Origin of the sequence: Bradyrhizobium sp. CCGUVB14, from assembly GCF_024199935.1 — a bacterium.
In the GTDB taxonomy this organism is placed as follows: Bacteria; Pseudomonadota; Alphaproteobacteria; order Rhizobiales; family Xanthobacteraceae; genus Bradyrhizobium.
Genome location: NZ_JANADS010000001.1, coordinates 4,117,706 through 4,138,494, shown reverse-complemented (window position 1 = coordinate 4,138,494; position 20,789 = coordinate 4,117,706). Strand labels below are relative to the sequence as shown.

The 20,789-nt window shown below is 63.8% G+C and carries 24 protein-coding genes; 11 read left to right on the top strand and 13 right to left on the bottom strand.

The features are described from left to right. Positions 1 to 25: 25 nt before the first annotated feature. The 4 genes from NLM32_RS19030 (at position 26) to NLM32_RS19015 (ending at position 2,115) form a co-directional block, all read left to right on the top strand. Positions 26 to 841, top strand: coding sequence for a MetQ/NlpA family ABC transporter substrate-binding protein (locus NLM32_RS19030; RefSeq protein ID WP_254130447.1), 816 nt, complete (start codon positions 26 to 28; stop codon positions 839 to 841). A 31-nt stretch (positions 842 to 872) separates the two neighbouring features. After that, positions 873 to 1,199: a hypothetical protein gene (locus NLM32_RS19025; RefSeq protein ID WP_254130446.1), complete on the top strand. Its 327-nt coding sequence runs from the start codon at positions 873 to 875 to the stop codon at positions 1,197 to 1,199. A 199-nt stretch (positions 1,200 to 1,398) separates the two neighbouring features. Then, complete coding sequence (locus NLM32_RS19020; RefSeq protein ID WP_254130445.1) at positions 1,399 to 1,551, top strand: hypothetical protein; 153 nt, start codon at positions 1,399 to 1,401, stop codon at positions 1,549 to 1,551. Positions 1,552 to 1,605: 54 nt separating this feature from the next. Continuing rightward, the gene (locus tag NLM32_RS19015; RefSeq protein WP_254130444.1) at positions 1,606 to 2,115 is read left to right on the top strand and encodes an Lrp/AsnC family transcriptional regulator; all 510 of its coding nucleotides are present in this window, start codon (positions 1,606 to 1,608) and stop codon (positions 2,113 to 2,115) included. Positions 2,116 to 2,176: 61 nt separating this feature from the next. Here the strand turns inward: NLM32_RS19015 and NLM32_RS19010 are convergent, their stop codons facing one another. The 3 genes from NLM32_RS19010 to NLM32_RS19000 form a co-directional block, all read right to left on the bottom strand. Then, on the bottom strand, positions 2,177 to 3,163 hold the full coding sequence (locus tag NLM32_RS19010) for a peptidyl-alpha-hydroxyglycine alpha-amidating lyase family protein (RefSeq protein ID WP_254130443.1): 987 nt from the start codon (positions 3,161 to 3,163) through the stop codon (positions 2,177 to 2,179). 38 nt (positions 3,164 to 3,201) lie between these two features. Beyond that, a complete protein-coding gene (locus NLM32_RS19005) occupies positions 3,202 to 3,873 on the bottom strand; it encodes a 4-carboxy-4-hydroxy-2-oxoadipate aldolase/oxaloacetate decarboxylase (RefSeq protein ID WP_254130442.1) in 672 nt (223 codons plus the stop codon). Between the two features lie 96 nt (positions 3,874 to 3,969). Further along, positions 3,970 to 4,941 (bottom strand): LysR substrate-binding domain-containing protein, encoded by a 972-nt coding sequence (locus NLM32_RS19000; protein WP_254130441.1) that lies wholly within the window; start codon positions 4,939 to 4,941, stop codon positions 3,970 to 3,972. A gap of 201 nt (positions 4,942 to 5,142) precedes the next feature. Between NLM32_RS19000 and NLM32_RS18995 the strand changes: the two genes are divergently transcribed. The 6 genes from NLM32_RS18995 to NLM32_RS18970 are packed head-to-tail and all read left to right on the top strand — an operon-like array spanning position 5,143 to position 9,811. Next, on the top strand, positions 5,143 to 5,901 hold the full coding sequence (locus NLM32_RS18995; RefSeq protein WP_254130440.1) for an SDR family oxidoreductase: 759 nt from the start codon (positions 5,143 to 5,145) through the stop codon (positions 5,899 to 5,901). A gap of 47 nt (positions 5,902 to 5,948) precedes the next feature. Then, complete coding sequence (gene accB, locus NLM32_RS18990; protein WP_254130439.1) at positions 5,949 to 6,407, top strand: acetyl-CoA carboxylase biotin carboxyl carrier protein; 459 nt, start codon at positions 5,949 to 5,951, stop codon at positions 6,405 to 6,407. Beyond that, a complete protein-coding gene (gene accC, locus NLM32_RS18985; RefSeq protein WP_254130438.1) occupies positions 6,407 to 7,762 on the top strand; it encodes an acetyl-CoA carboxylase biotin carboxylase subunit in 1,356 nt (451 codons plus the stop codon). The genes accB and accC overlap by 1 nt, the downstream gene beginning before the upstream one ends. Beyond that, the gene (pxpB, locus tag NLM32_RS18980; protein WP_254130437.1) at positions 7,759 to 8,421 is read left to right on the top strand and encodes a 5-oxoprolinase subunit PxpB; all 663 of its coding nucleotides are present in this window, start codon (positions 7,759 to 7,761) and stop codon (positions 8,419 to 8,421) included. Before accC ends, pxpB (NLM32_RS18980) begins: the two co-directional genes overlap by 4 nt. After that, positions 8,418 to 9,395, top strand: a complete 978-nt coding sequence (locus tag NLM32_RS18975) for a biotin-dependent carboxyltransferase family protein (RefSeq protein WP_254130436.1) — start codon at positions 8,418 to 8,420, stop codon at positions 9,393 to 9,395. Before pxpB (NLM32_RS18980) ends, NLM32_RS18975 begins: the two co-directional genes overlap by 4 nt. After that, a complete protein-coding gene (locus tag NLM32_RS18970) occupies positions 9,386 to 9,811 on the top strand; it encodes an acetyl-CoA carboxylase biotin carboxyl carrier protein subunit (protein ID WP_254130435.1) in 426 nt (141 codons plus the stop codon). The genes NLM32_RS18975 and NLM32_RS18970 overlap by 10 nt, the downstream gene beginning before the upstream one ends. On the opposite strand, the gene NLM32_RS18965 is transcribed toward NLM32_RS18970, so the two are convergent. The 9 genes from NLM32_RS18965 to NLM32_RS18925 all read right to left on the bottom strand — a co-directional run bounded on the left by NLM32_RS18965 (position 9,804) and on the right by NLM32_RS18925 (position 18,625). After that, positions 9,804 to 10,571: a LamB/YcsF family protein gene (locus NLM32_RS18965; RefSeq protein ID WP_254130434.1), complete on the bottom strand. Its 768-nt coding sequence runs from the start codon at positions 10,569 to 10,571 to the stop codon at positions 9,804 to 9,806. The genes NLM32_RS18970 and NLM32_RS18965 overlap by 8 nt on opposite strands. A 91-nt stretch (positions 10,572 to 10,662) precedes the next feature. Then, complete coding sequence (locus NLM32_RS18960; RefSeq protein WP_254130433.1) at positions 10,663 to 11,640, bottom strand: biotin-dependent carboxyltransferase family protein; 978 nt, start codon at positions 11,638 to 11,640, stop codon at positions 10,663 to 10,665. Beyond that, a complete protein-coding gene (gene pxpB, locus NLM32_RS18955) occupies positions 11,637 to 12,332 on the bottom strand; it encodes a 5-oxoprolinase subunit PxpB (RefSeq protein WP_254130432.1) in 696 nt (231 codons plus the stop codon). The genes NLM32_RS18960 and pxpB (NLM32_RS18955) overlap by 4 nt, the downstream gene beginning before the upstream one ends. A gap of 138 nt (positions 12,333 to 12,470) precedes the next feature. Beyond that, positions 12,471 to 13,565, bottom strand: coding sequence for an ABC transporter ATP-binding protein (locus tag NLM32_RS18950; protein ID WP_254130431.1), 1,095 nt, complete (start codon positions 13,563 to 13,565; stop codon positions 12,471 to 12,473). A gap of 11 nt (positions 13,566 to 13,576) precedes the next feature. After that, positions 13,577 to 14,641: an extracellular solute-binding protein gene (locus NLM32_RS18945; RefSeq protein ID WP_254130430.1), complete on the bottom strand. Its 1,065-nt coding sequence runs from the start codon at positions 14,639 to 14,641 to the stop codon at positions 13,577 to 13,579. A 28-nt stretch (positions 14,642 to 14,669) separates the two neighbouring features. Continuing rightward, the gene (locus tag NLM32_RS18940; protein ID WP_254130429.1) at positions 14,670 to 15,473 is read right to left on the bottom strand and encodes an ABC transporter permease; all 804 of its coding nucleotides are present in this window, start codon (positions 15,471 to 15,473) and stop codon (positions 14,670 to 14,672) included. Beyond that, on the bottom strand, positions 15,473 to 16,405 hold the full coding sequence (locus NLM32_RS18935; RefSeq protein ID WP_254130428.1) for an ABC transporter permease: 933 nt from the start codon (positions 16,403 to 16,405) through the stop codon (positions 15,473 to 15,475). The genes NLM32_RS18940 and NLM32_RS18935 overlap by 1 nt, the downstream gene beginning before the upstream one ends. Positions 16,406 to 16,626: 221 nt before the next feature. After that, the gene (locus tag NLM32_RS18930) at positions 16,627 to 17,829 is read right to left on the bottom strand and encodes a pyridoxal phosphate-dependent aminotransferase (protein WP_254130427.1); all 1,203 of its coding nucleotides are present in this window, start codon (positions 17,827 to 17,829) and stop codon (positions 16,627 to 16,629) included. Further along, positions 17,822 to 18,625, bottom strand: coding sequence for an SDR family oxidoreductase (locus tag NLM32_RS18925; RefSeq protein WP_254130426.1), 804 nt, complete (start codon positions 18,623 to 18,625; stop codon positions 17,822 to 17,824). The genes NLM32_RS18930 and NLM32_RS18925 overlap by 8 nt, the downstream gene beginning before the upstream one ends. Positions 18,626 to 18,864: 239 nt before the next feature. Here NLM32_RS18925 and NLM32_RS18920 point away from each other — a divergent pair, with 239 nt between their 5' ends. Continuing rightward, entirely contained in the window at positions 18,865 to 19,557 is a 693-nt protein-coding gene (locus NLM32_RS18920) for an SDR family NAD(P)-dependent oxidoreductase (protein ID WP_254130425.1), read from the top strand. A 76-nt stretch (positions 19,558 to 19,633) separates the two neighbouring features. On the opposite strand, the gene NLM32_RS18915 is transcribed toward NLM32_RS18920, so the two are convergent. Further along, complete coding sequence (locus NLM32_RS18915) at positions 19,634 to 20,725, bottom strand: ABC transporter ATP-binding protein (RefSeq protein WP_254130424.1); 1,092 nt, start codon at positions 20,723 to 20,725, stop codon at positions 19,634 to 19,636. Positions 20,726 to 20,789 lie beyond the last annotated feature (64 nt).

Sequence of the window (20,789 nt, the reverse complement as noted above, 5' to 3'; positions counted from 1 at the left end):
TCCAACCTGAGACCAGTAAGCAGACATGAAGACAGCGTTGTTTCTCCTCTCCGGCCTTTTGGCCCTTGCTCCTCTCGCCGCCGGAGACGCCCTGGCACAGCAACCCGCAAAACAAGAGCTCCGGGTCGGCTTCGTGCCGGGACCGTACATCGACGAATTCAAGATTGGCGTCGAGCCGGAGCTGAAGAAGAAGGGTTACAAAATCCGCTATGTCGAGTTCTCGACCGGCCTTGAAGCCAACAACGCGGTGTTCAAGTCCGAGATCGATGCCAATGTGATGCAGCACATGATCTTCCTCGATTCCTACAACGAGCGGCAGAAGACCGATCTCGTCGGCATCGTCCACGTCCCGACCCCTCCGATGGGGCTCTATTCGAAGAAGCATCCGCTGGGCACGCCGATCAAGCCGGGCTCGAGCGTCGCGGTGCCGAACGATCCCGTCAATCTGCAGCGCGCGCTGTGGGTTTTGCGCGATCTCGGCCTGATCGAGATCCGCGACAGCAAGCCGGTCGACGTCACCGAGCTCGACGTCATCAAGAATCCGGGCGGCATCAAGATCGTGCCGCCGGAAGCCGCGCAGGCGCCACGCGCGCTCGACGACGTCGATTTCGCCGCGGTTCAGGGCAATTTCGCGATCTTCAGCGGATTGAAGCTCACCAACGCATTCGCGCTGGAGAAGATGACGACGCCCTATGTCAACGTTCTCGCCGTGAAGAAGGCCAACGCAAATGCCGACTGGGCGCAGGACATCGTCGCCGGCTACAAATCACCGGCGTTCAAGACGGCGATCCTGGCCGACCGCTTCTATGACGGCTTCACCTTGCCCGACTACATGAAGTGAGGGGAAGCGACAGAGCAAGCACGGCGCCGGCATGTTCGAGTTCACCCTGGAATGGACCAACCTTCGTTCTCCCGCAGAGCGGGCGATCGAGGCGAGAGCCGTGACGGACCATATCGGCAGGCATGAGGCCTTGATCATGCCGCTGGTCCTGACGGTCGCGTTCCTGTTCGTGCTCGGCCTCATGACGGGAGCGCATCTGCACGCGCGCGCCGATCGGAACCCGCTCTACGCATCGTTCGGCAGCATGGGCATGTCCATGCTTGTCGCGGCGTCGGACTCATGCCGCCGACCGTTGAACGCCGGTTCCACACGACAACTGCGGCACGCAGACATCCTCGCGCTGCTCGCGAACGACTGATCCGACGCCTTTGCGCCAGGTGGACGTCATGAAAATCGTCCCCCGCGAAACGTCGCCATGGAATTTTCTGCTGGGACACATGACCGCTTCAGTACGAACCAACCAAACTGATCGTTGCCTAGGCCTGCCGATGTTCAACGTCTCGTCACCCGTGATAGCGTTACCGGGTTCTCGCCCTACAATGTCGTCCGGAGTGAACATGAGCTACATCGTCTCGCTGCATCTCGGCTTCGCCAGCCGGTTCGAACGGGCACGCGGATGGTTTCGCCGCTCGCTGCGGCCGCAGGCCGGCGACGAGAGCGGCAATCAGGACGACCTTTACGAGATCTTCCTGTTCGCGCCTCACGGCTGACAATTCTGCCCAAGTGCCGGCCCCGCGCCTCCCCCGATATAAAGGTAACAAGACATGACCGACGCTGCGCTGCAGCTCGCCGAGACTGGCCGTCGCCTCGATGCCATCGACCGCAAGATCCTGACGGTGCTTCAGGAGGACGCCTCGCTTTCGGTGGCCGAGATCGGTGACCGGGTCGGCCTGTCGTCCACGCCGTGCTGGAAGCGCATCCAGCGGCTCGAGGGCGATGGCGTCATTCAGAAGCGCGTTGCGCTGGTCGACCAGAACAAGATCGGCCTCGGCCTCTCGGTGTTCGTCTCCGTGGAGAGCTCCGACCACTCCGATGCCTGGCTGAAGCGCTTCGCGGCGGCGGTCAGCGCCATGCCCGAGGTGATGGAGTTCTACCGGATGGCCGGCGATGTCGACTACATGCTGCGCGTGGTCATCCCGGACATGCAGAGCTACGACGTGTTCTACAAGAAGCTGATCCACGCCGTCCCGCTCAAGAACGTCACCTCGCGCTTCGCGATGGAGAAGATCAAGTCGATCACCGCGCTGCCGATTCCGCTCGTGGCGGTGGAATAAGTGCTCTCACAGATCGCGCGGGCGCTGCGCCGGCGTCGGGAAGCGCGCCGGCCAGTAGCTTCTAACGAGCGACCTCAGCTACGCGCTCCAGCTTCTGCAGGCAGCGCGAGGTGCGAACCACGTCCGGCATGTCCTCGTCCGGGAAGTTGGTCTTCCAGTCGGTGACACCGACCTCGCCGACATACATGTCGCCTCTGGAGTCCAGCGCGATCCCATGCGGCGCGAGGAATTTTCCACTCGCAAGACCGGGACCATCCTCACCGCCGAGCCGCGCGATGCGCTTGCCCTTGGCATCGACGATCGACAGCCGCGGACCCAGATTGGGCACCTTGCGATTGACCGGCATGGCGGGGCCGAGCTCACCAATGACGAAAGTGGGATTCCTGCCGCCGCCGCAACAGCACAGTGCGCACGGCCGGTGCAGATTGTTCCACTGCGTCTCGTATTTTCCATTGCCGTCGAACACCTGCACGCGATGGTTCTCGCGATCGGCGACATAGACCCAGCCGTCGGCATCGGCGACGATATTGTGCACGATGTTGAACTGGCCAGGATCGGTGCCAGGCGCGCCCCAGCTCCTGATCAGCTTGCCGTCCGGCGTGAATTTATGGATGCGGGCGTTGCCATAGCCGTCGGAGACGTAGATCTCGCCCTGCGGCGACAAAGCCGTGTGAGTGCAGCGATGGAAGGGATCGCCGCTCATGAACGGCGCAGGCTTCTCGGGGACGCCGATCGTCAGCAGCACCTTGCCGTCCGTCGTGCATTTTCGCACGGTGTGGTCGCCGTCGTCGGTGCAGTAGAGATTGTCGTCGGCATCGATATGCAGGCCGTGCGCGCGGGAGAATAGCCCCTCGCCCCAGCTGCGCAGAAAATTGCCGTCGCGGTCGAACACCACCATCGGATGGGCGCCGCGATTGAAGACGTAGATGCGATCCTTGCTGTCGACGGCGATGGATGCAACGTCGGTGAGCTGCCAGCCATCCGGCAGCTTGGCCCAATTGTCGACGACGCGGTAGCGGTGCTCGCCCGAGCCGAGAATGGCTGCCACCTGATCTCCCATCATTGCAAATGTGCGGCGCGGGCCGCTTAGCCGAACGTGCAGCCCTTGGCTTCCAGCACCTTTCCGATGCCGGAAAGTTCGAGGATGTCGCCGCCGGCCTTGAGCGCCTTCATCACGCCGGCTTCCTTGTCCTCGCGTGCCGCCGACTTGGCGCAGACGTCGGCGATGTTCTCCTTCGGCACGATCACGACGCCGTCGTCATCGGCACTGACGATATCGCCGGGACGGACGGCAATGCCGCCGATGACGATCGGCTGATTGATGGTGCCGAGAGTTTCCTTGACGGTCCCTTTCATGCAGAGGCCGTAGGAGAAGACGTTGAAGCCGGTGTCGCGTACTGCAAGGCCGTCGCGAACGCCGGCATCCGTGACCAGCCCGACGATGCCCTTGGCAACGCAGGCCGTCGCCAGCACCTCGCCGAAGCCGCCCTGCTCGGGATGATCGCCCGCGCTCACCACGAGCACGTCGCCGGGCTTGGCCAGCGAAATCGCCGTGATCAGCATGATGTTGTCGGCCGGGTGGCAGCTCACCGTCAGCGCCGGTCCGCAGGCGCGCATCCCGGAATAGATCGGCTTGATGCGGGATGTCAGGGCGCCCAATCGACCCTGCGCCTCATGAAGGGTGGACGGAGGAAACTTCTTGATGCGCTCGACAAGCTCGGCGGCGGGCCGATCGAATGTCCTGATCACGTGCACCATGATAACCTCCTTGCGGTCGCAATCTTCGTTACACCTCCATATCCAACCGCCTTGAGGCGGCAAATTCAGATTTTAGGATTGCCGCATCGTGTTTCGTTATGGCTCGTCCTTCGGACCATCCAGAGCCGACGCTGCGCCGCCCAAGACGGCGGTCGCCGAGCCGAGGTGGAGATCGAACGGCCCCCACGTCTTGACGATGATCTCGAGCAATATCTTGTAGACGGCGAATGCAGCATCGGACAACGCAGCATTGTCGGAAATGCAAAGCGACATCTGCTGCGAGGCCGACGGCGCGTTGATCCGCCGAATGCAGAGCTCGTCGAGGTTCGGCAACTCCTTTGCGATCGACATGGGCAGCACTGCCGCCCCCACGCCGGCCGCAATGGCCGAAGAGAGGGTCGACTGGGAATGGATCTCGGCGACGATGCGCGGGCGAAGTCCCACCTCGGCGCAGACCCGCTCGACCGTCTGCCGCAGGAAGGATTCCCGGTACGGAAGCAGCAGGTCGAATTGCGCGACCTCGGCCGCCGAAACCTCCTCCAGAGGCATTTGCTCCGGATAGATGCTGCGGGGCGCGACAAGATAGAAGTACTCGCGCATTAGCGGCTTGTAATCGAGGCCGGTCACCGGGCGATCGCCGTACAGGACAGCCATGTCCATGCTCCCCTTCAGCATCATCTCGCTGAGCATGATCCCGGAGCTGTCGTAGATGTGCGGCACGATGCCGGGATAGCGTGCGCGGACCTGCATCAGCAGCGGCGTCGCCAGCAACGCCGCCGAGCTGAGCGGGGCCAGACCGATCGTGACGTTGCCGGTCAGCTCCGGTTTGTTGTCCAGAATGGTGCGCCTGGCCTCTTCGATCTGACGCTGGATCGACTTGGCATAGCGGTAGAGGATCCGTCCGGCCTCGGTGGGCTTGACCCCGCGGGCGCTGCGGTCGAGCAGCTTGCACTTGAAATCGGCCTCCAGGCTCGCGATGTGCTGGCTCAGCGCCGGCTGCGCCACATTCAGCACCTTCGCCGCGCTCGTCATGCTGCCGAGATCCACGACCTTGATGAAGGCCTCCAAGCGTTTCGTATCCAATACGGCGTCTCCGGATATCCAGTCAGGAAGCAGTGCAGCAGCAATAGGCTGAAGCTATGGGATCAGAAGGAATTGTTCTTACCACTGGGAACCTGAGGGGCCTATAGCTAGTGCTGAACTCGTCCGCCGCTCGCGTTGCAGCCGACGCCACCAGCGGGTCGGACGGTAGCAGAGGAGCCCCCGCGGATGGGATTTTCGGACTATCGGACGGCCCTGGTGACGGGCGCATCCTCCGGAATAGGGGCTGCGACTGTTCGCCGCCTGAGTGCGGAAGGGCTCGAAGTCTACGCCGTGGCCCGCGACGCCACCCGACTGAGTGCCCTCTCTGCGGAGACCGGATGCCGACCCTGCGCCGTCGACATCAGCGACCTCGATGCGCTTGCGGCCCTGGCAAAGTCGGCCGAGTTCGACGTCCTCGTCAACAACGCCGGCCAATCCCGGCGCGGCAATATCCTGGACACGACACCTGAAGACGTGGACGCGCTCATCGACGTCAATCTGCGGGCGGTGCTGCATCTGACGCGGCTGGTCGTGCCGGGCATGGCACACCGTGATCGAGGCCACGTCGTCAACATCTCCTCCATCGCCGGCCACTACGCATTTGGCGGCGGAAACACCGTGTATCACGCCACCAAAGCCGGCATTCATTCGCTATCGCAGCAGTTGCGCGTCGACCTCTACGGGACCAGGGTTCGCGTTACCGAGATATCGCCAGCTCGGGTCGAGACCGAGGTGTTCGGCCGGCTGCTCGGTGATCTGGCTGAAGCCAAGCGTCGCTTCTTCGACGACTATGATGCGCTTCAGCCCGAGGACATCGCCAATTCGATCGCATTCGCGGTCGGATCACCGGCGCGCATGAATGTCGCCTTCATGGAAGTCCTGCCGACCCAGCAGGTCGTCGGCGGCCTCAATTTTGCACAGAAGAGCCGGCCGCCGGCCGAGTGACGCATGAACGCCCCGAACTCGGCAGGCCGTCAACGCGGAGCGTGACTGTGGATCTCGCCAAAATCGAACAACTCGTCGATCTCGTGACGCGCTCCGCCATCGCGGAGCTGGAGCTCACGCAAGATGGCACCCGCATTCGCATCCTCAAGCGCGCGCCTGCAGGAGCGCCTGCGGCCCCGGCACAGCCTGCAACCGGGTTTGAGGTCGAGGCCCCTGCTCTCGATCACCAGGAAAACCCTGCTCCCGACGCTGCCGCCGACGTCGTCGTGCCGGCACCGATGCACGGCGTCTTCTACCGGGCCGCTGCGCCGGACGAGCCGCCCCTGGTCGAGGTCGGCGCGCGGATCGAGGCCGGGCAGAAGATCTGCATCATCGAAGCGATGAAGACCTTCATCGACATCGCCGCCGAAGCGCCCGGTGTCGTGCTTGCCATCCTCGCGGAGAACGGTGACGAGATCGAAGCCGGGCAAGCCCTGTTCCGGATCGGTGCTGTGGGTTCGCCCTGATGTTCGACAAGGTCCTGATCGCCAATCGCGGCGAGATCGCGCTTCGCATCCAGCGCGCCTGTCGGGCGATGGGCCTCAAGACGGTCGTCGTTCACTCGGAGGCGGACCGCGACGCACGCTATGTCGCACTCGCCGATGAGGCACTCTGCATCGGGCCCGCGCCGGCGAGCGGCACCTATCTCAACATTGCGGCAATCCTGCTCGCAGCCGAGGTCAGTGGCGCCCAGGCGATCCATCCCGGTTACGGCTTCCTCTCGGAGAGCGCGGAGTTCGCCGATCGGATTACGCGCGCGGGCCTCACCTTCATCGGCCCTCCGGCGGATTGTATCCGGACCATGGGCGACAAGGTCGCGGCCAAGCGCGCGATGCGACTGGCGGGCGTGCCTTGCGTGCCGGGGCCGGACAGTGCCCTGCCGAATGATCCGGCCGAGGTTCGCGCGATCGCCCGAGACATCGGATATCCTGTTATCATCAAGGCCGCCGGCGGCGGCGGCGGGCGCGGCATGCGGATCGTGCGCAGCGAAGCCGCGCTGGACGAGGCGCTGGCGCTGACCCGCGCCGAAGCCAGCAAGGCCTTCAAGAACGCAGCGGTCTACATCGAGAAATTCCTCGAAAAGCCCCGCCATATCGAGATTCAGGTGCTGTGCGACCAGCACGACAATCATCTCTGGCTCGGCGACCGCGACTGCTCGCTCCAGCGCAGGAACCAGAAGGTGGTCGAGGAAGCCCCCGCGCCCGGCATCGATCGCGCGCTGATCGAGCGGGTCGGCACAAGCTGCGTCGAGGCGTGCCGGCGGATCGGCTATCGCGGCGCCGGCACGTTCGAGTTCCTCTACGAGGACGGGCAGTTCTTCTTCATCGAGATGAACACGCGTGTCCAGGTCGAGCATCCCGTCACCGAGATGACGACGGGGATCGACATCGTCAAAGAGCAGATCCGCATCGCGCAAGGCGAGCCGCTGGGGATTGCGCAAGGCGACATTGCCCGTGTCGGCCATGCCGTCGAATTCCGCATCAATGCCGAAGACCCCTCAACCTTCGCGCCCTCGCCCGGCACGGTGACCCGCTGGGACATTCCCGGCGGCATCGGCATCCGCGTCGATTCGCACATCACCGCCGGCGCCACCGTTCCCCGTCACTACGACTCGCTGATCGGCAAGCTCATCGCCCATGGCAGTACCCGTGAGGAAGCGCTCGCGCGTGCCCGGGTCGCCTTGTCCGAGCTGCGCGCCGAAGGCATCCGAACCAACGTGCCGTTGCACCAGGCGATCCTCGCCGATCCGGCGTTCTGCCGCGGCGGCTACGACATCCATCATCTCGAACACTGGATGAACGCGCGGGTGGCCGCGCCATGACGACGCCGGACCGGCCGCGGATCAGCCTGCTCGGCACATCGGCCCTCCTGTTCGAGGCGCCCGGCACATTCGACCTGCCGCACCAGCGGCGCATCTGGTCGCTGGCGGCCACCGCATCGAAATGGCCAGGAATCCGCGAGGCCATTCCCGGCATCACCAACTTGATGCTGACCTTCGACACGCCGCCCTGCGAGCTCGACACCTTGATTGCCGCGCTCAACGACGGCTGGGACGCGGCAGAAGGCCTCGCGATCGGCGGCCGCGAGATCAGGCTGCCGGTGACTTATGGCGGCGAGATCGGATCGCAGCTTCAGTCCGTGGCCGACCATTGCGGCCTGTCCGTCGACGACGTGATCTCGATCCATGCCGCCCCGCTGTACACGGTGTTCGCACTCGGCAGCCATCCCGGCTATTGCTATCTCGGCGGCATGGACCCGCGCATCACCATGCCGCGACGGCAGACACCGCTGCAACGCTCCGCGGGCGGCTCAGTGTCGATCGGCGGATCGCAGACCGGGGTCTCCGCTTCGCCCGGACCGAGCGGTTGGCACGCCATCGGACATACCAGCTGGACCTTCTTCGATCCGTCCTGGCCGACGCCGGCCGCACTCGCACCGGGCGACACCATCCGCTTCGAGATCGAACGGGTGATCCGGTGATCGAGATCCTGTCAGTCACAGGGCCTGCCAGCGTCCAGGATCTCGGCCGCTTCGACCAGTATCGCTTCGGGGTCGGCACGTCGGGCGCGATGGACGATGTCGCCCTGCGTACCGGCAACATCCTTCTCGGCAACGACGAGAACGCGGCCGGCATCGAAATCCCGATGCTGCCGTTCAAGCTTCGTTTCGACCGGGACTTGGCCTTTGCGCTCACCGGCGCCGATGTCGAGGCCGAGATCGCAGGACGCGCGATTCCGCCATGGTGGCGTTCGCACGCCCGCGCCGGCGATATCCTGATCATCAAGGCGATGCCCCGCGGCGCACGAAGCTATCTGGCATTCGGCGGCGGCATCGACGTGCCCATGGTGCTGGGCTCCCGCAGCACGCAGTTTCGCGGCGAGTTCGGCGGCTGGCACGGACGGCCGCTCCAGCCCGGGGACATTCTGCCCTGCGACGCTTCGCCCGCGATCATTGGGGATCTCGGGGTCCAGCCGGCCGAGATCACGCTGGTGCGGCCGAACGCTGCCGCAGACGAGACCGTCGTCAGGGTCGTGATCGCCGGCGAATATGACGGGTTCGACGCCGCCACGCAGGCGCTGTTCTGGTCCAGTCGCTGGAAGATCACGCCGCAGAGCAACCGTTACGGCTATCGCCTGCAGGGCCCCGCCGTGAAGCCGAAATCGCCGATCGAGAAGCGCTCGCACGGCATCGTGCCCGGCGTGATCCAGATTCCGCCGAACGGGCAGCCGATCATCCAGATGCGCGACGCCCAGACGTCCGGCGGCTATCCGAAGATCGCAACCGTGATCCGGGCTGACCTGTGGCGCGTCGGGCAGGCGCGGCTCGGCAGCAAGCTGCGGTTCGAGCAGACGGCTTACGCCGATGCACTTGCGGCCGAGGCCGAGATGTCAGCGTATCTCGAGCGGCTCAGGACCCATGTGCGTCTTATCGAGGAGATCAGAACATGCCGATAGAGCTGACCGAGATCGCGCATCTCGCGCAAATCCTCGAAAGGTCCGGCGTCGCCACGATCGAAATCGAGCAGCCCGGCCAATCCCTGAAGCTTGTCGTCGACACCGGCCCACGCATGGCAGAGTCACCGATGCCTGCGACCCCGGCTGTCGACCATTCCGTTATCGCCAAAGCCGACGTCGCAGGGCATTTCCTCACGGCCCATCCCTGGCGGGACAGGCCGTTCGTCGCACCGGGTCAACGGGTCGAGGCCGGCGCGATCGTCGGCCTCGTCAGGATCGGCTTGCTGTATGCGCCCATCGTGGCGCCCGCCACCGGCATCGTCGATGCCGTGATCGCGGAGCCCGGCGCAACGGTCGGCTACGGCACCGCGATCGCGCGCATCCGCCCGTTGCCCGAGGGCAGCTCGATCAATTGAGCAGGACCGTTGCGGGCGTGACTTCGCCGCCGCCCTGCTCGATCACGCGGCGCACCGTGCCGGCGAGGTTGACCGATCCAGGCGTGTCACTGTGGATCAGGATCGAGCGCGCCTCGACCTTGATCGACTTGCCCTCGATCGTCCGCACGGTGCCACTATCGAGAAAGCGCTTGACCCGTTCGGCCACGGCTTCGGTGGACGTGATGACGGAGTTGGGAAGCTTGCGGGACACCAGATGGCCGTTCTCGTCATAGGCGCGGTCGGCCAGGAACAGAGTGAGGATACGCAGCCCCACCTTGCGCGCGGCGTGCACGATCGCGGCATCCGGCTGCGAGAACACGATGAAATCGCGATTGATGGTCGCAATCGCGCGAGCGACGACATCGGCCATATCAGGGTCGGCGTTGACCATGTTGCCCATCGCCGCGTGGAAGCTGACATGAGTCACGCGGTGACCCGCATTGGCCGCGATCGCCTGCAAGGCGCCGATCTGATAGACCATGTGCTTCTCCAGCTCGGCGGCATCCATCTGGATCACGCGGCGGCCAAACCCGAGCAGATCGGGCAGGCCCGGATGGGCACCGACCTCGACCCCCTTCTGCTTCGCCAGGCGAACCATGCGATCCATGATGATGGGATCGCCGGCGTGGAAGCCGCACGCCACGTTGGCGGACGAGATGATGCCCATCAGCGCCTCGTCATCGCAGATGCGATAATTACCGAAGCCTTCGCCCATGTCCGAATTGATGCCGATTTTCATGTTCGTACCCTGCTCTTGTTATTGTTGACGTCCACTTGTGCTTGAGCATGATCTTTTCGGAAAACAGCTTCACGCTTTTCCGGATCATGCGCTAGAGCGCTCGATAGAGATCCACGGTCGCACGCAACTTCGCGAGGTAATCGTTGACGGGAGCCATGGCCGCGACCGCGTCCTGGTAGCTCACCTCGTTGAAGGCGATGAACGAGCCCGGCGCCGCCTGGCCGAGGCGCCAGAGATCGGCCTGGATCACGGCTGCCATCTTCGGATAGCCACCGGCCGTGTTGGCGTCGCTCATCTGGATGATCGGCTCGCCGCTCGGCGGCACCTGCACGACGCCAGTCACGACGCCATGCGAGCGCATCTCGACGGGTGCGTCCAATGTCAGCTTGCCGCCAGTGAGACGATAGCCGCCTCTGTCGCTCTGGGCGCTGATCTTCCACGTCGTGGACCAGAACGCCGCCTGCATCGCCTCCGAAAACAAATCATACTCGCCGGCCCGCAGGACACGTATCCGCAGCACGCGGTCATCCGCGGGAGCCGCGCTCGCGATCGCGACATCCGGCGGCGCGACGCCGAAGCCGAAGCGGCCGTCGCTTCTGTGCGGCGAACACCCGATCGGCACGACGTCGCCGGCCTGCAAGGTACGGCCCTCAAGCCCGCCGAAGCCGCCGCGCAGATGCGTGCTCCGTGAGCCCAGCACGCGCGGAACATCGATGCCCCCGCCGAACGTCGCGTAGATCCGCGCGCCACGCCGCGGCGCGGTGATCGCGAGAACCTCGCCCGCCCTGGCCTGCATGCACCACCACGGCCGGACGGTTGACCCCGCCAGGGTCGAATCGTGATCCGCGCCAGTGAGCGCAAACGCGGCATCTGTCTGGAAGCGCAGGCGGAACGGAAAGGTCTGGATCTCGATGCCAGCCGCATTGTCGTCATTGCCGAGCAGCGCGTTGCCGGCGGCGAGCGCGACCGGATCCATGGCGCCCGACGTGCTCACACCGAAACGACGCGCGCCGTGGCGACCAAGATCCTGGATGGTGTTGAAGGCGGGGCTGGCCAATATCTCGATCACAGCTCGACCCGATCGATTCTGAATCGGACACGGTCGCCCGGGAGCATGAGCGACGGTTGCTCGGACTTCGGATCGAACATCGCAACCGAGGCCCATCCGATCGCGTTCCATCCGTTCGGGCTTGTCAGCACCGCCACGCCGGTCTGCATTCCGCCGATCGTCACCGAACCTGCGCGCATGTTGAGCGACGGCACGGATTTGCGCGGCATATAGATGCGCGGATCGAGGCCGTGGAGGTAGCCGAACCCCGGCGAGCTCGCGACCGCGCAGACGGTGTATTCGCCTTCACTGTGAATCCGGATGACGTCACGCGCGGACAATCCGGCACGGTCCGCAACCGCCGGCAAGTCGAAGCCGAGCTCCCCGCCATAGACGACGGGGATCTCGATGAGCTTGCCGTCGGCCTTGCGACTCGGCACGCGATGCCACAATTCGACGATTGAAGCGCTGAGCATGCCGATATCCGCCGGCGGCTGCTCGAAGACGAGCATCACATTGGTGACGCCTATGACGGCCTCCTGGACGTCGGGCCAGGTCGAAACCGCATCCGCAAAAGCCCAGATGCGTCCTTGCTGCACCAGGTCGAAATCACCCGGCGCCTCGACCAGCATCGCAAGCGTGCCGATCAGGCTGATCTTCGGGCTTTTCTCGATCGTGCCGACAAAGGGAGCGTTGGGCTGATTAATCGACAAAAGGGCCTCGCTGGTCGAACGCCCGTGGCGCTGCCACGATCAAATCTAGCCAAGCGACACAAGCCGATCCAAGACGATGTTCGTCTGCGGGTATAAGGGATGTCGATTGCCCGCAAGACGCCGCGCTCGTCCCCTGCTTCAGTGACGCGCGATGACGTGATTGCTGGGCGATTCCCACCGCGCCACGACCTCCTCGCCCACCGCGTATCGAAGACCGGCCTGCTGCGATTGGTTCTGCTCGAATACGATGATCTGGCCGCCACTCGGCGTCTTGAGATAGTAGTGACTGACGAACCCGCGATAGATGGCCTGGTCGACACGCGCCATCACGCTGTTGGCGCGTTGCGCCGCCGGGCTCTGGCCAACGCGCTCGACCACGATCGCTTCCGGCCTGATCGAGACCATTACGTCGCCTGCCGATTGCGGGATCTGGTCGACCTGAAGGCTCAATTCGGGCGAGACACGAACGAGCGCCCCGCTCCCGTTGCGCTGCTCGACGGGTCCTTCGAACAGATTCGACGCGCCGATGAACTGCGCAACGAATTTCGAGGTCGGGCGCTGGTAGATTTCCGTCGCAGAGCCGACCTGTTCGAGCTTGCCATCGCGCATCACCACGATCTTGTCAGCCATCGTCAGGGCTTCGTCCTGATCGTGGGTCACCATCACGGTGGTCAGACCGAGCCTGCGCTGAAGGGCGCGCAGCTCGACCTGCATGCTCTCGCGAAGCCCCTTGTCGAGCGCCCCGAGCGGCTCGTCGAGCAGCAGCATGGCCGGCTCGATCACCAGGGCCCGTCCCAATGCGACGCGCTGCTGCTGGCCGCCTGAGAGTTGCGCCGGATAGCGCTTCCCGAAGCTGGACAGCTGGACGAGATTGAGGGCTTCGCCGACCTTCCTTGCGGCATCGGCCTTGGAGATCCCGCGCATCTCGAGGCCGAAGGCGATGTTCTCCTCGACGGTCAGATGAGGAAACAGCGCGTAGTTCTGGAACAGCATCCCGACATTGCGGCGATGCACGGGAACGCCGGTCATCTTCTGGTCGTTGACGAAGACATCGCCGGATGTCGGGCGGATCAGCCCGGCGATCATGCGCAAGCAGGTCGTCTTGCCGCATCCGCTCGGACCGAGCAGCGCGACCATATGGCCGGGCTCGATCGTGAGCGAGACGTCGTCGACTGCAACGGTGCGGTTGTATTCCTTGACCAGGTGGTCAAGCCTGACTTCGGAAGACCTCATGACAACCTGTCCTAGCTCGTGAACACCTGATTATAGCGCTCCAGCCACGGGCCGCGGCGTGGAACGATGAACTTCCAATCCGGCGTGAACAGTCCGAGATCGGCGGCCTTGGTGTCGGGATAGGCCAGGAACTTGGCCGTCTCCGGCTTGAAGTCGATGCCGCTCACCGACGGCGCGCTGAGCGTCTGCTCGGACAGCATCTTGGCGACCGATGGCTCGAGAATACGGTTGATCAGGGCACAGGCAAGCTCGGGCTCCGGCGCATTCTTGACCAGCGTCATGCTGTTGATGCCGGTGAAGGCGCCTTCCTTGGGGAACGTCATGTCGAGCGGCATGCCCTTGGCCGTGTGCGGATAGATGGCCTTCGAATATTCGATACCGCCGATCGTCGCCTGGCCCTGGGCCACCTGGAGCACCTGCGCCTCGCTGTCGTAGATCGTGAGGACGTTGGGCTTGAGGGTCGCGAGCTTGTCCCAGCCGCTATCGACGAGATATTGCGCTTCCTTCAGCGACTTGCCCGTCGTCAGCGCCGTCGCCACGATCAGCATCAGCACGCTCTGGGTGTTCTTTGGCGTGTTGAGCAATATCTGCTTGCGGTATTTTGCGTCGAAGATCTGCTCGTAGCTTTCGATCGGCTTCGTCACCTGTGGATTGATGAACAGGGCCGCGCTCGAGATCGAGAAGCCGACGCCATAATCCTCTTCGAACAGATAGCGCGGATAGACCTTGGCAAGATTCGGAATCTTGGCGGCATCGAGCTTGTCGATCAGCCCTTCCTGCTTGGCCTGGGGGATGCCGACATCGTCCATCATCATCATGCTGAAGCGCGGCGTATCGCGCGTGGCACGGAGGGCGGCGATGTTGGAGAGCGTGGCGCCTTCGATCGTGAAGACGCGGCATTTGAACTCGGCCTCGAATTTCGGAATGACCTCCTTCTGGATCAACTTGCCCAGCGCGGAGTTGTAGACGCCGACGTGCAGTTGCTTGGCGTCCTGCGCCCACGATCGGCTGATGATCGTCGGGAAGGCTACCGCGGATGCACCGGCTTTAATGAGAGTCCTACGTGTCAGCTTCATGGGTCCAATCTCCATCTACCAATGCACATCAGGCAGCCAGCGCGCGGCGAAGGCCGACCAGTTTCTCCAGCAGGAGCACGCCGACCATCGCCATCAGGATGATGATCGTCGACATCGCCGGCACGGAAGGATCAAAGACGTTGACCAGTTGCCGCATCAGCGCGAGCGGCACGGGCGAATATTCCGAGTTCGCCAGCCACATCGTGACCGGATAATTGTCGAAGGACACCATGAAGGCGAACAGCCCGCCGGCGGCGACGCCCGAGGCGATCTGCGGCAGCGTCACGCGCCAGAATGTCGTCAGCCGGTTTGCGCCGAGGGTCCGCGCCGCATCCTCCAGGTTCTCATCCACCAGCTGGAGGCTGGTGACGACGGTGCGGATCACATAGGGCGACGTCACGACCACATGCCCGATCAGGAGGTTGAGCCGCGCATCCTGCGATCCGAGCTTGGTCAGGACCTGAAGCAGCGCCAGGCCCGTGACCAGCGCCGGGAAAATCAGCGGCGACAGCAAGAAACCCTTGATCGCCGCCAGGCCAAAGAACCTGCCACGGACCAGCGCAAAAGCCGCGGGCACGCCGAACAGCAGCGAGCCCGCCGTCGTGCCGAGCGCGAGCAGAATGCTCAGCCGCATCGCCTCGAGGAAGTCGCGGTCCTGGAGAACCTTGGCATACCATTTCAGCGTGAAGCCCTGCGGCGGGAACGTCACGAAATAGGAATCGGAAACCGACACCGCCATGACGAGGAGCAGCGGCGCCAGGATGAACAGCATCATGCCGGCGGTGATGGTGTAGAGGATGAAGGCGCCGAAGCCGGAAAACCGCTCGTCCATCAGTCGGGCCTCCTGAGACGCCGTCCTTCCAGAAGCCACATCGAGACGCCGTTGACCGCGAGGACCAGGCCGACGAGAACGACGGCAATCGCGGCGCCGAACGGCCAGTCATAGACGACGAAGATCTGCTGCTCGATCAGATTGCCGAGCATGACCGCCGAAGCCCCGCCCAGGATCGCTGGAATGACGAAGGAGCCGGCGGTGAGCGAGAACACCAGGGTAAAGCCCGCCACGAAGCCCGGCATGCTCAACGGCAGCGTCACGCGAAGAAATACCTTCCACCACGGCGCGCCCAGCATCCGGGCTGCGTCTTCGAGGTTGGGATCGATCTTGCCGAGCGCCGAGGCCAGCGGCAGAACCATCATCGGGAAGAACACATGCAGCGACCCAATGACGACGGCGACCTCGGTGTAGAGGACCGATATCGGCGCATCGACGATATGCAGCGTCATCAGGATCCAGTTCAGCATGCCCTTCGGACCGTTCTGGAGCACGAGCTGCCAGCCGTATCCACGAACGACCACGCTGACGATCAGGGGCGCGATGACGATCAAGGTGATGATGCGCGTGACCATCGGACGGCTTTTGACCATCACCAGCGCAACCGGATAGGCGAGCACCGTCGCGAGCGCGGAGGTGATGATGCTGATCCGCAGCGTCGTCCAGAGCACGCGGGCGTAGAGCTCGACGTTGATCAGACGGGCGTAGTGCGCAAGGGTGAAGGGACGGCCGATGATGCCGCGGCTGTCCTGCGTCTGGATGCTCGAGAACAGCAGTCCCAGCGCCGGATAGAAGAAGAAGTACGTCAGGAATGCCAGCATCGGGACGGCGAGAAGCCCGACCGGCAGAGCCAGACGCCACCGCGATGCCCGCCCGGTGACCGGTGGAGCTTGAACACCTAAGACCGCCACCGCATCGTCGCTGGTGGTCATCGCTGGCCGTCCTCGACTGCGCGATACCAAGGCAATACCCCTCTTTGCACAAAGCTTATGCGTCGACATCCTACAGGACCAAGAACATCTTCGTTTAGGGGCATTAGGAACGATTATGACAATTGGTTCGGCATACTGCTCCGATCTTGGTCGACGAATGCCGCCGGGTGCATCTTTCCTTCTCCGCCGAGGGCCAAGCCTCCTGACATATCGATGCCCGGTCAGCGCAGGCCTTCGCAGAAGCTCGCGATACGGCGGCAGCCTTCCTTCAGCGATTCGGTATCGGTCGCGTAGGAAATGCGGAAATATGGGCTCATGCCGTATGCGCCCCCGGGTACCGCAGCGACATGCTGCTCCTCCAGTAGCGCCGAGATGAAGTCGGCATCGGTTTCCAGCCGTCGCCCGCCCTTCGTGGTCTTGCCGATGCAGCCCGTGATGTTGGGAAACACGTAGAAGGCCCCCTCCGGCTTGTGGCAAGTGATGCCGGGAATCTGGTTGAGGAGCTTGACCACCAGATCGCGCCGGTCGCGATAAATGTCAGCGCGTTCCTTCAGGTAGTCCTGCGGCCCGTCCAGGACCGCGACGGCCGCGGCCTGGCTCACCGTGCAGATTCCGCCGGTCGCCTGACCGTGGACATTGTTCATCGCCGCGATCAGGTCCTTGGGGCCGCCGCAATAGCCGACCCGCCAGCCGGTCATGGCGTAGGCCTTGGACGCGCCGTTCACGGTCACGACGCGATTCTTCAGCTTCGGCTCAACCTCGGCGATGGTGCAGAACTCGAAACCGTCATAGGTGAGATGTTCGTAGATGTCGTCGGTGAGGATCCAGACGTCAGGGTGCTTCAGCATGACGTCGGCGATCGCGCGCATCTCCTCGCGGGTGCATGCCGCGCCGGTCGGATTGTTGGGAAAATTAAGGATCAGCCACTTCGTCCTGAGCGTGATCGCCGCCTCAAGGTCTGCCGGACGGAGCTTGAACTGGTTGTTCTCCGGGCACGGCACCGCGACGGGCGTCGCCTCCGCCAGAAGAACGATGTCCGCATAGGTGATCCAGCCCGGCGCCGGGATGACGACCTCGTCGCCGGGATTGCAGGTCGCGAACAGCGCGTTGAAGATGATCTGCTTGCCGCCATTGGCGATCAGGATCTCGTCGAGGGCATAGTCGAGATTGTTCTCGCGCTTGAACTTGCGCTGGACGGCGGTCCGCAGGGCAACGGTCCCCGGCTGCGCCGGATATTTGGTATCGCCGGCAAGAGCCGCCCGATGTGCAGCCTCGATCGCATGCGGCGGCGTCGGAAAATCGGGCTCGCCGGACGACAAGCCCACGATCTTGACGCCCGCGGCGCGGAGCTCTCGCGCCTTGTCCGTCATCGCCGCCGAGGCCGACACCTTCACGGTTTTGAGGCGGTTTGCGAGTTCAGGCATTGTCAGCTCCACTTCTCATCTCTTTCAAACGTGCGGCCTCGGATCGGCTCGCAAATCGCAATTCGCCGACGACCTGGAACGTGGGTACGACCTCGATCGTCGCGACGTTCATCCGCGCCGGCGACCCCACCGCGAACGCAATGGCATCTGCGACGTCTTCGGACTGCAAAGTCTCGAAGCCGCCGACGAAGCGGGCATCCGGGTTGTCGGCGGCGTTCTGGTTCTGGAAGATGCTCGTCGCCACCCGCCCGGGCGAGACTTCGGTGACGCGAACGCAGGTGCCGTAAAGATCGACGCGCAATTGCTGCGACAGCGAATGAATGCCCGCCTTCGTCGCGTGATAGGCCACGGATGAATTGAATGTCGTGGCATTCTCGCCGAAAGCATAGTGGCCGGCGATCGACGAGACGTTGACCACGTGGCCGCGATTGCGCCTCGCCATGCCCGGAGCGATCAACCGCGTCAGGTGCAGGACCGCGCGCAGATTGACGTCGACCAGGGTGTCGACATCATCAGGCGTCGTATCCAGGATATTGCCACGCCGCGACTGGCCGGCATTGTTGACGAGGACATCGAATTCGGCCGAGCTCGCAAGATGATTCAGGGCGTCGAGATCGTTCACATCGACCGCGCATGTACGACATCCGGTCTCGGCCGACAGGCCGGCCAGCCGGCGAACGTCGCGCGCCAGTGCGTGCACCTCGAGCCCCTCGGCGCGGAGGCGCCGAACCGTCGCAGCCCCGATACCTGAGGATGCGCCCGTCACCAACGCCGTTCGATAGTCCGAAAATCCCATCCGCAAGGTTCTCTTGCCGTCAGCCAGAGCGGCAGAAAGTTACGTGCGGAGGCCGAGGCAGGCATACAGCAGATTTGTTCTGCCCTCATAAGGACATCCAATATCCCGCCCGAACGTCGTCGGGGGCGCGAGCCATAAGCACAGCCGATGCAGGCAGAGTGAATTTCTCTTACTCGTCGCCGCACGTATCCCCTTAGATTTTCCGAGGCTCTTCGCTCGCCCATGGGAGACGGATCAGGATGTTGGAAGTCGGCAATCGGATCGTCATGGTCTCCGGGGCCTCGCGCGGCATCGGACGCGCCGTCGTCGAACGGCTCCTGGCCTCGGGCTTCCGGGTATCGGCCGGGCTTCGCGATCCAAGCCGCCTCCCCGAGAGCGAGAGGCTCATGACGCACCGCTATGATGCCGAGGACGCCAGGAGCCCGGGCTCCTGGGTCAACGCAACGGTTGCGCGGTGGGGCGGCGTCGACGCCATCGTCAACACCGCCGGCATCAATCCGAGGGTCCGTGTCTCCGACGAAGGCGAGAACGAGCTGGATGAAATGTGGCGCGTCAACGTCAAGGGTCCGCTGCGCCTCGTCAGAGCCACCCTCCCTCATTTGGCCGTCTGCGGTCACGGCCGGGTTATCAATCTGGGGTCCCTCTCCGGAAAGCGCGTGGGGAGCAACGTCGGCTACGCCATGACCAAGTTCGCAATTGTTGCACTCACCCACGGCATTCGCCGGGAGGGACGCGCGGCCGGCATCCGGGCAACGGTGATCTGCCCGGGCTACGTTGCCACCGACATGACGCTCAACGACGACGAGATCCCCCGCCACGAGATGAGCCAGCCGGACGACATCGCCGGCATGGTGGAAACCGCACTCATGCTGCCGAACAACGCCTCGGTCTCCGAGATGCTCGTGCACTGCCAGTTCGAGCCGATGCTCTGAGGCCCGGCGGGAACCGCCAGGTCCCCGCAGAGAACTGAAGCGAACGCAAGGAAACGACGCCCGCGAGAACCGAAGGCTAACTAATGGCCTTCCCCGAGACCTTGTCGAACAGGTGCGTTCGCTCCAGATCAAGAGCGACGTCTATCAAGCGATCCGGCGCCGCAGCGACACCGACCGGCATCTGAGCCGTGAACGGAAATGCGCCTACGGTTCCAATCACGAGCGTATGCGGCCCGAGCGGCTCCACGTCCTTCACCATCAAGCGGACGGATGAGCCCATCGGCGCATCTTGCCGAAGCACATGGTCGGGCCGCACGCCGAGCACAACCGGCTTGCCGACGCTCCCTGCATAGGCCGCCTCGCGGGACTTCGGCAATCTTAGCGACGTCCCCGACGGCTCGGTGAAGACCAGCGCGCCATCACGCGCGGCAATCTCGCCATGGATGAAATTCATGCTGGGTGCGCCCATGAAGCCCGCGACGAAGAGATTGCTGGGCTTCTCGTAGATCGTGATCGGATCGGCCGCTTGTTCGATCCGGCCGCGATTCATCACTACGACACGATCCGCCATGGTCATCGCCTCGACCTGATCGTGCGTGACATAGACGATCGTCTTGGCGAGACGGCGATGCAGCGCCTTGATCTCGGTCCGCATCTCGATACGGAGCTTGGCGTCGAGGTTCGACAACGGCTCGTCGAACAGAAACACGTCCGGGCTGCGCACGATGGCACGGCCGATCGCAACGCGCTGGCGCTGCCCGCCGGAGAGTTGCTTGGGCCTGCGGTCCAGATATTGCTCGAGGTCGAGAACGCGCGCCACGTCCTGGACTGCTTTTGCGATGCCGGCGCGCGAGTCGCCCCGGACCTTCATGCCGTAGCCGATGTTCTCCCCGACCGTCATATGCGGGTAGAGCGCATAGTTCTGGAACACCATCGCACAATTGCGCAAGCCCGGACGCAGCTGCGTCACGTCGCGGTTGCCGATGCGGATGTTTCCGCTGGTGACCGCCTCCAGCCCTGCAATCATGCGCAACGTCGTGGTCTTGCCGCAGCCGGACGGGCCGACAAGCACGACGAACTCCTCGTCGGCGACGTTCAGATCGAGCCCCTCGATGATCTTGTAGGGCCCATATGCCTTGCTGACGTTTTCGATCTCGACGTGCGCCATGGATTCCTTTTTCCGTCCCTCATATCGACGGCCAACAAAGCCCGGATGATGCTGACGCATCATC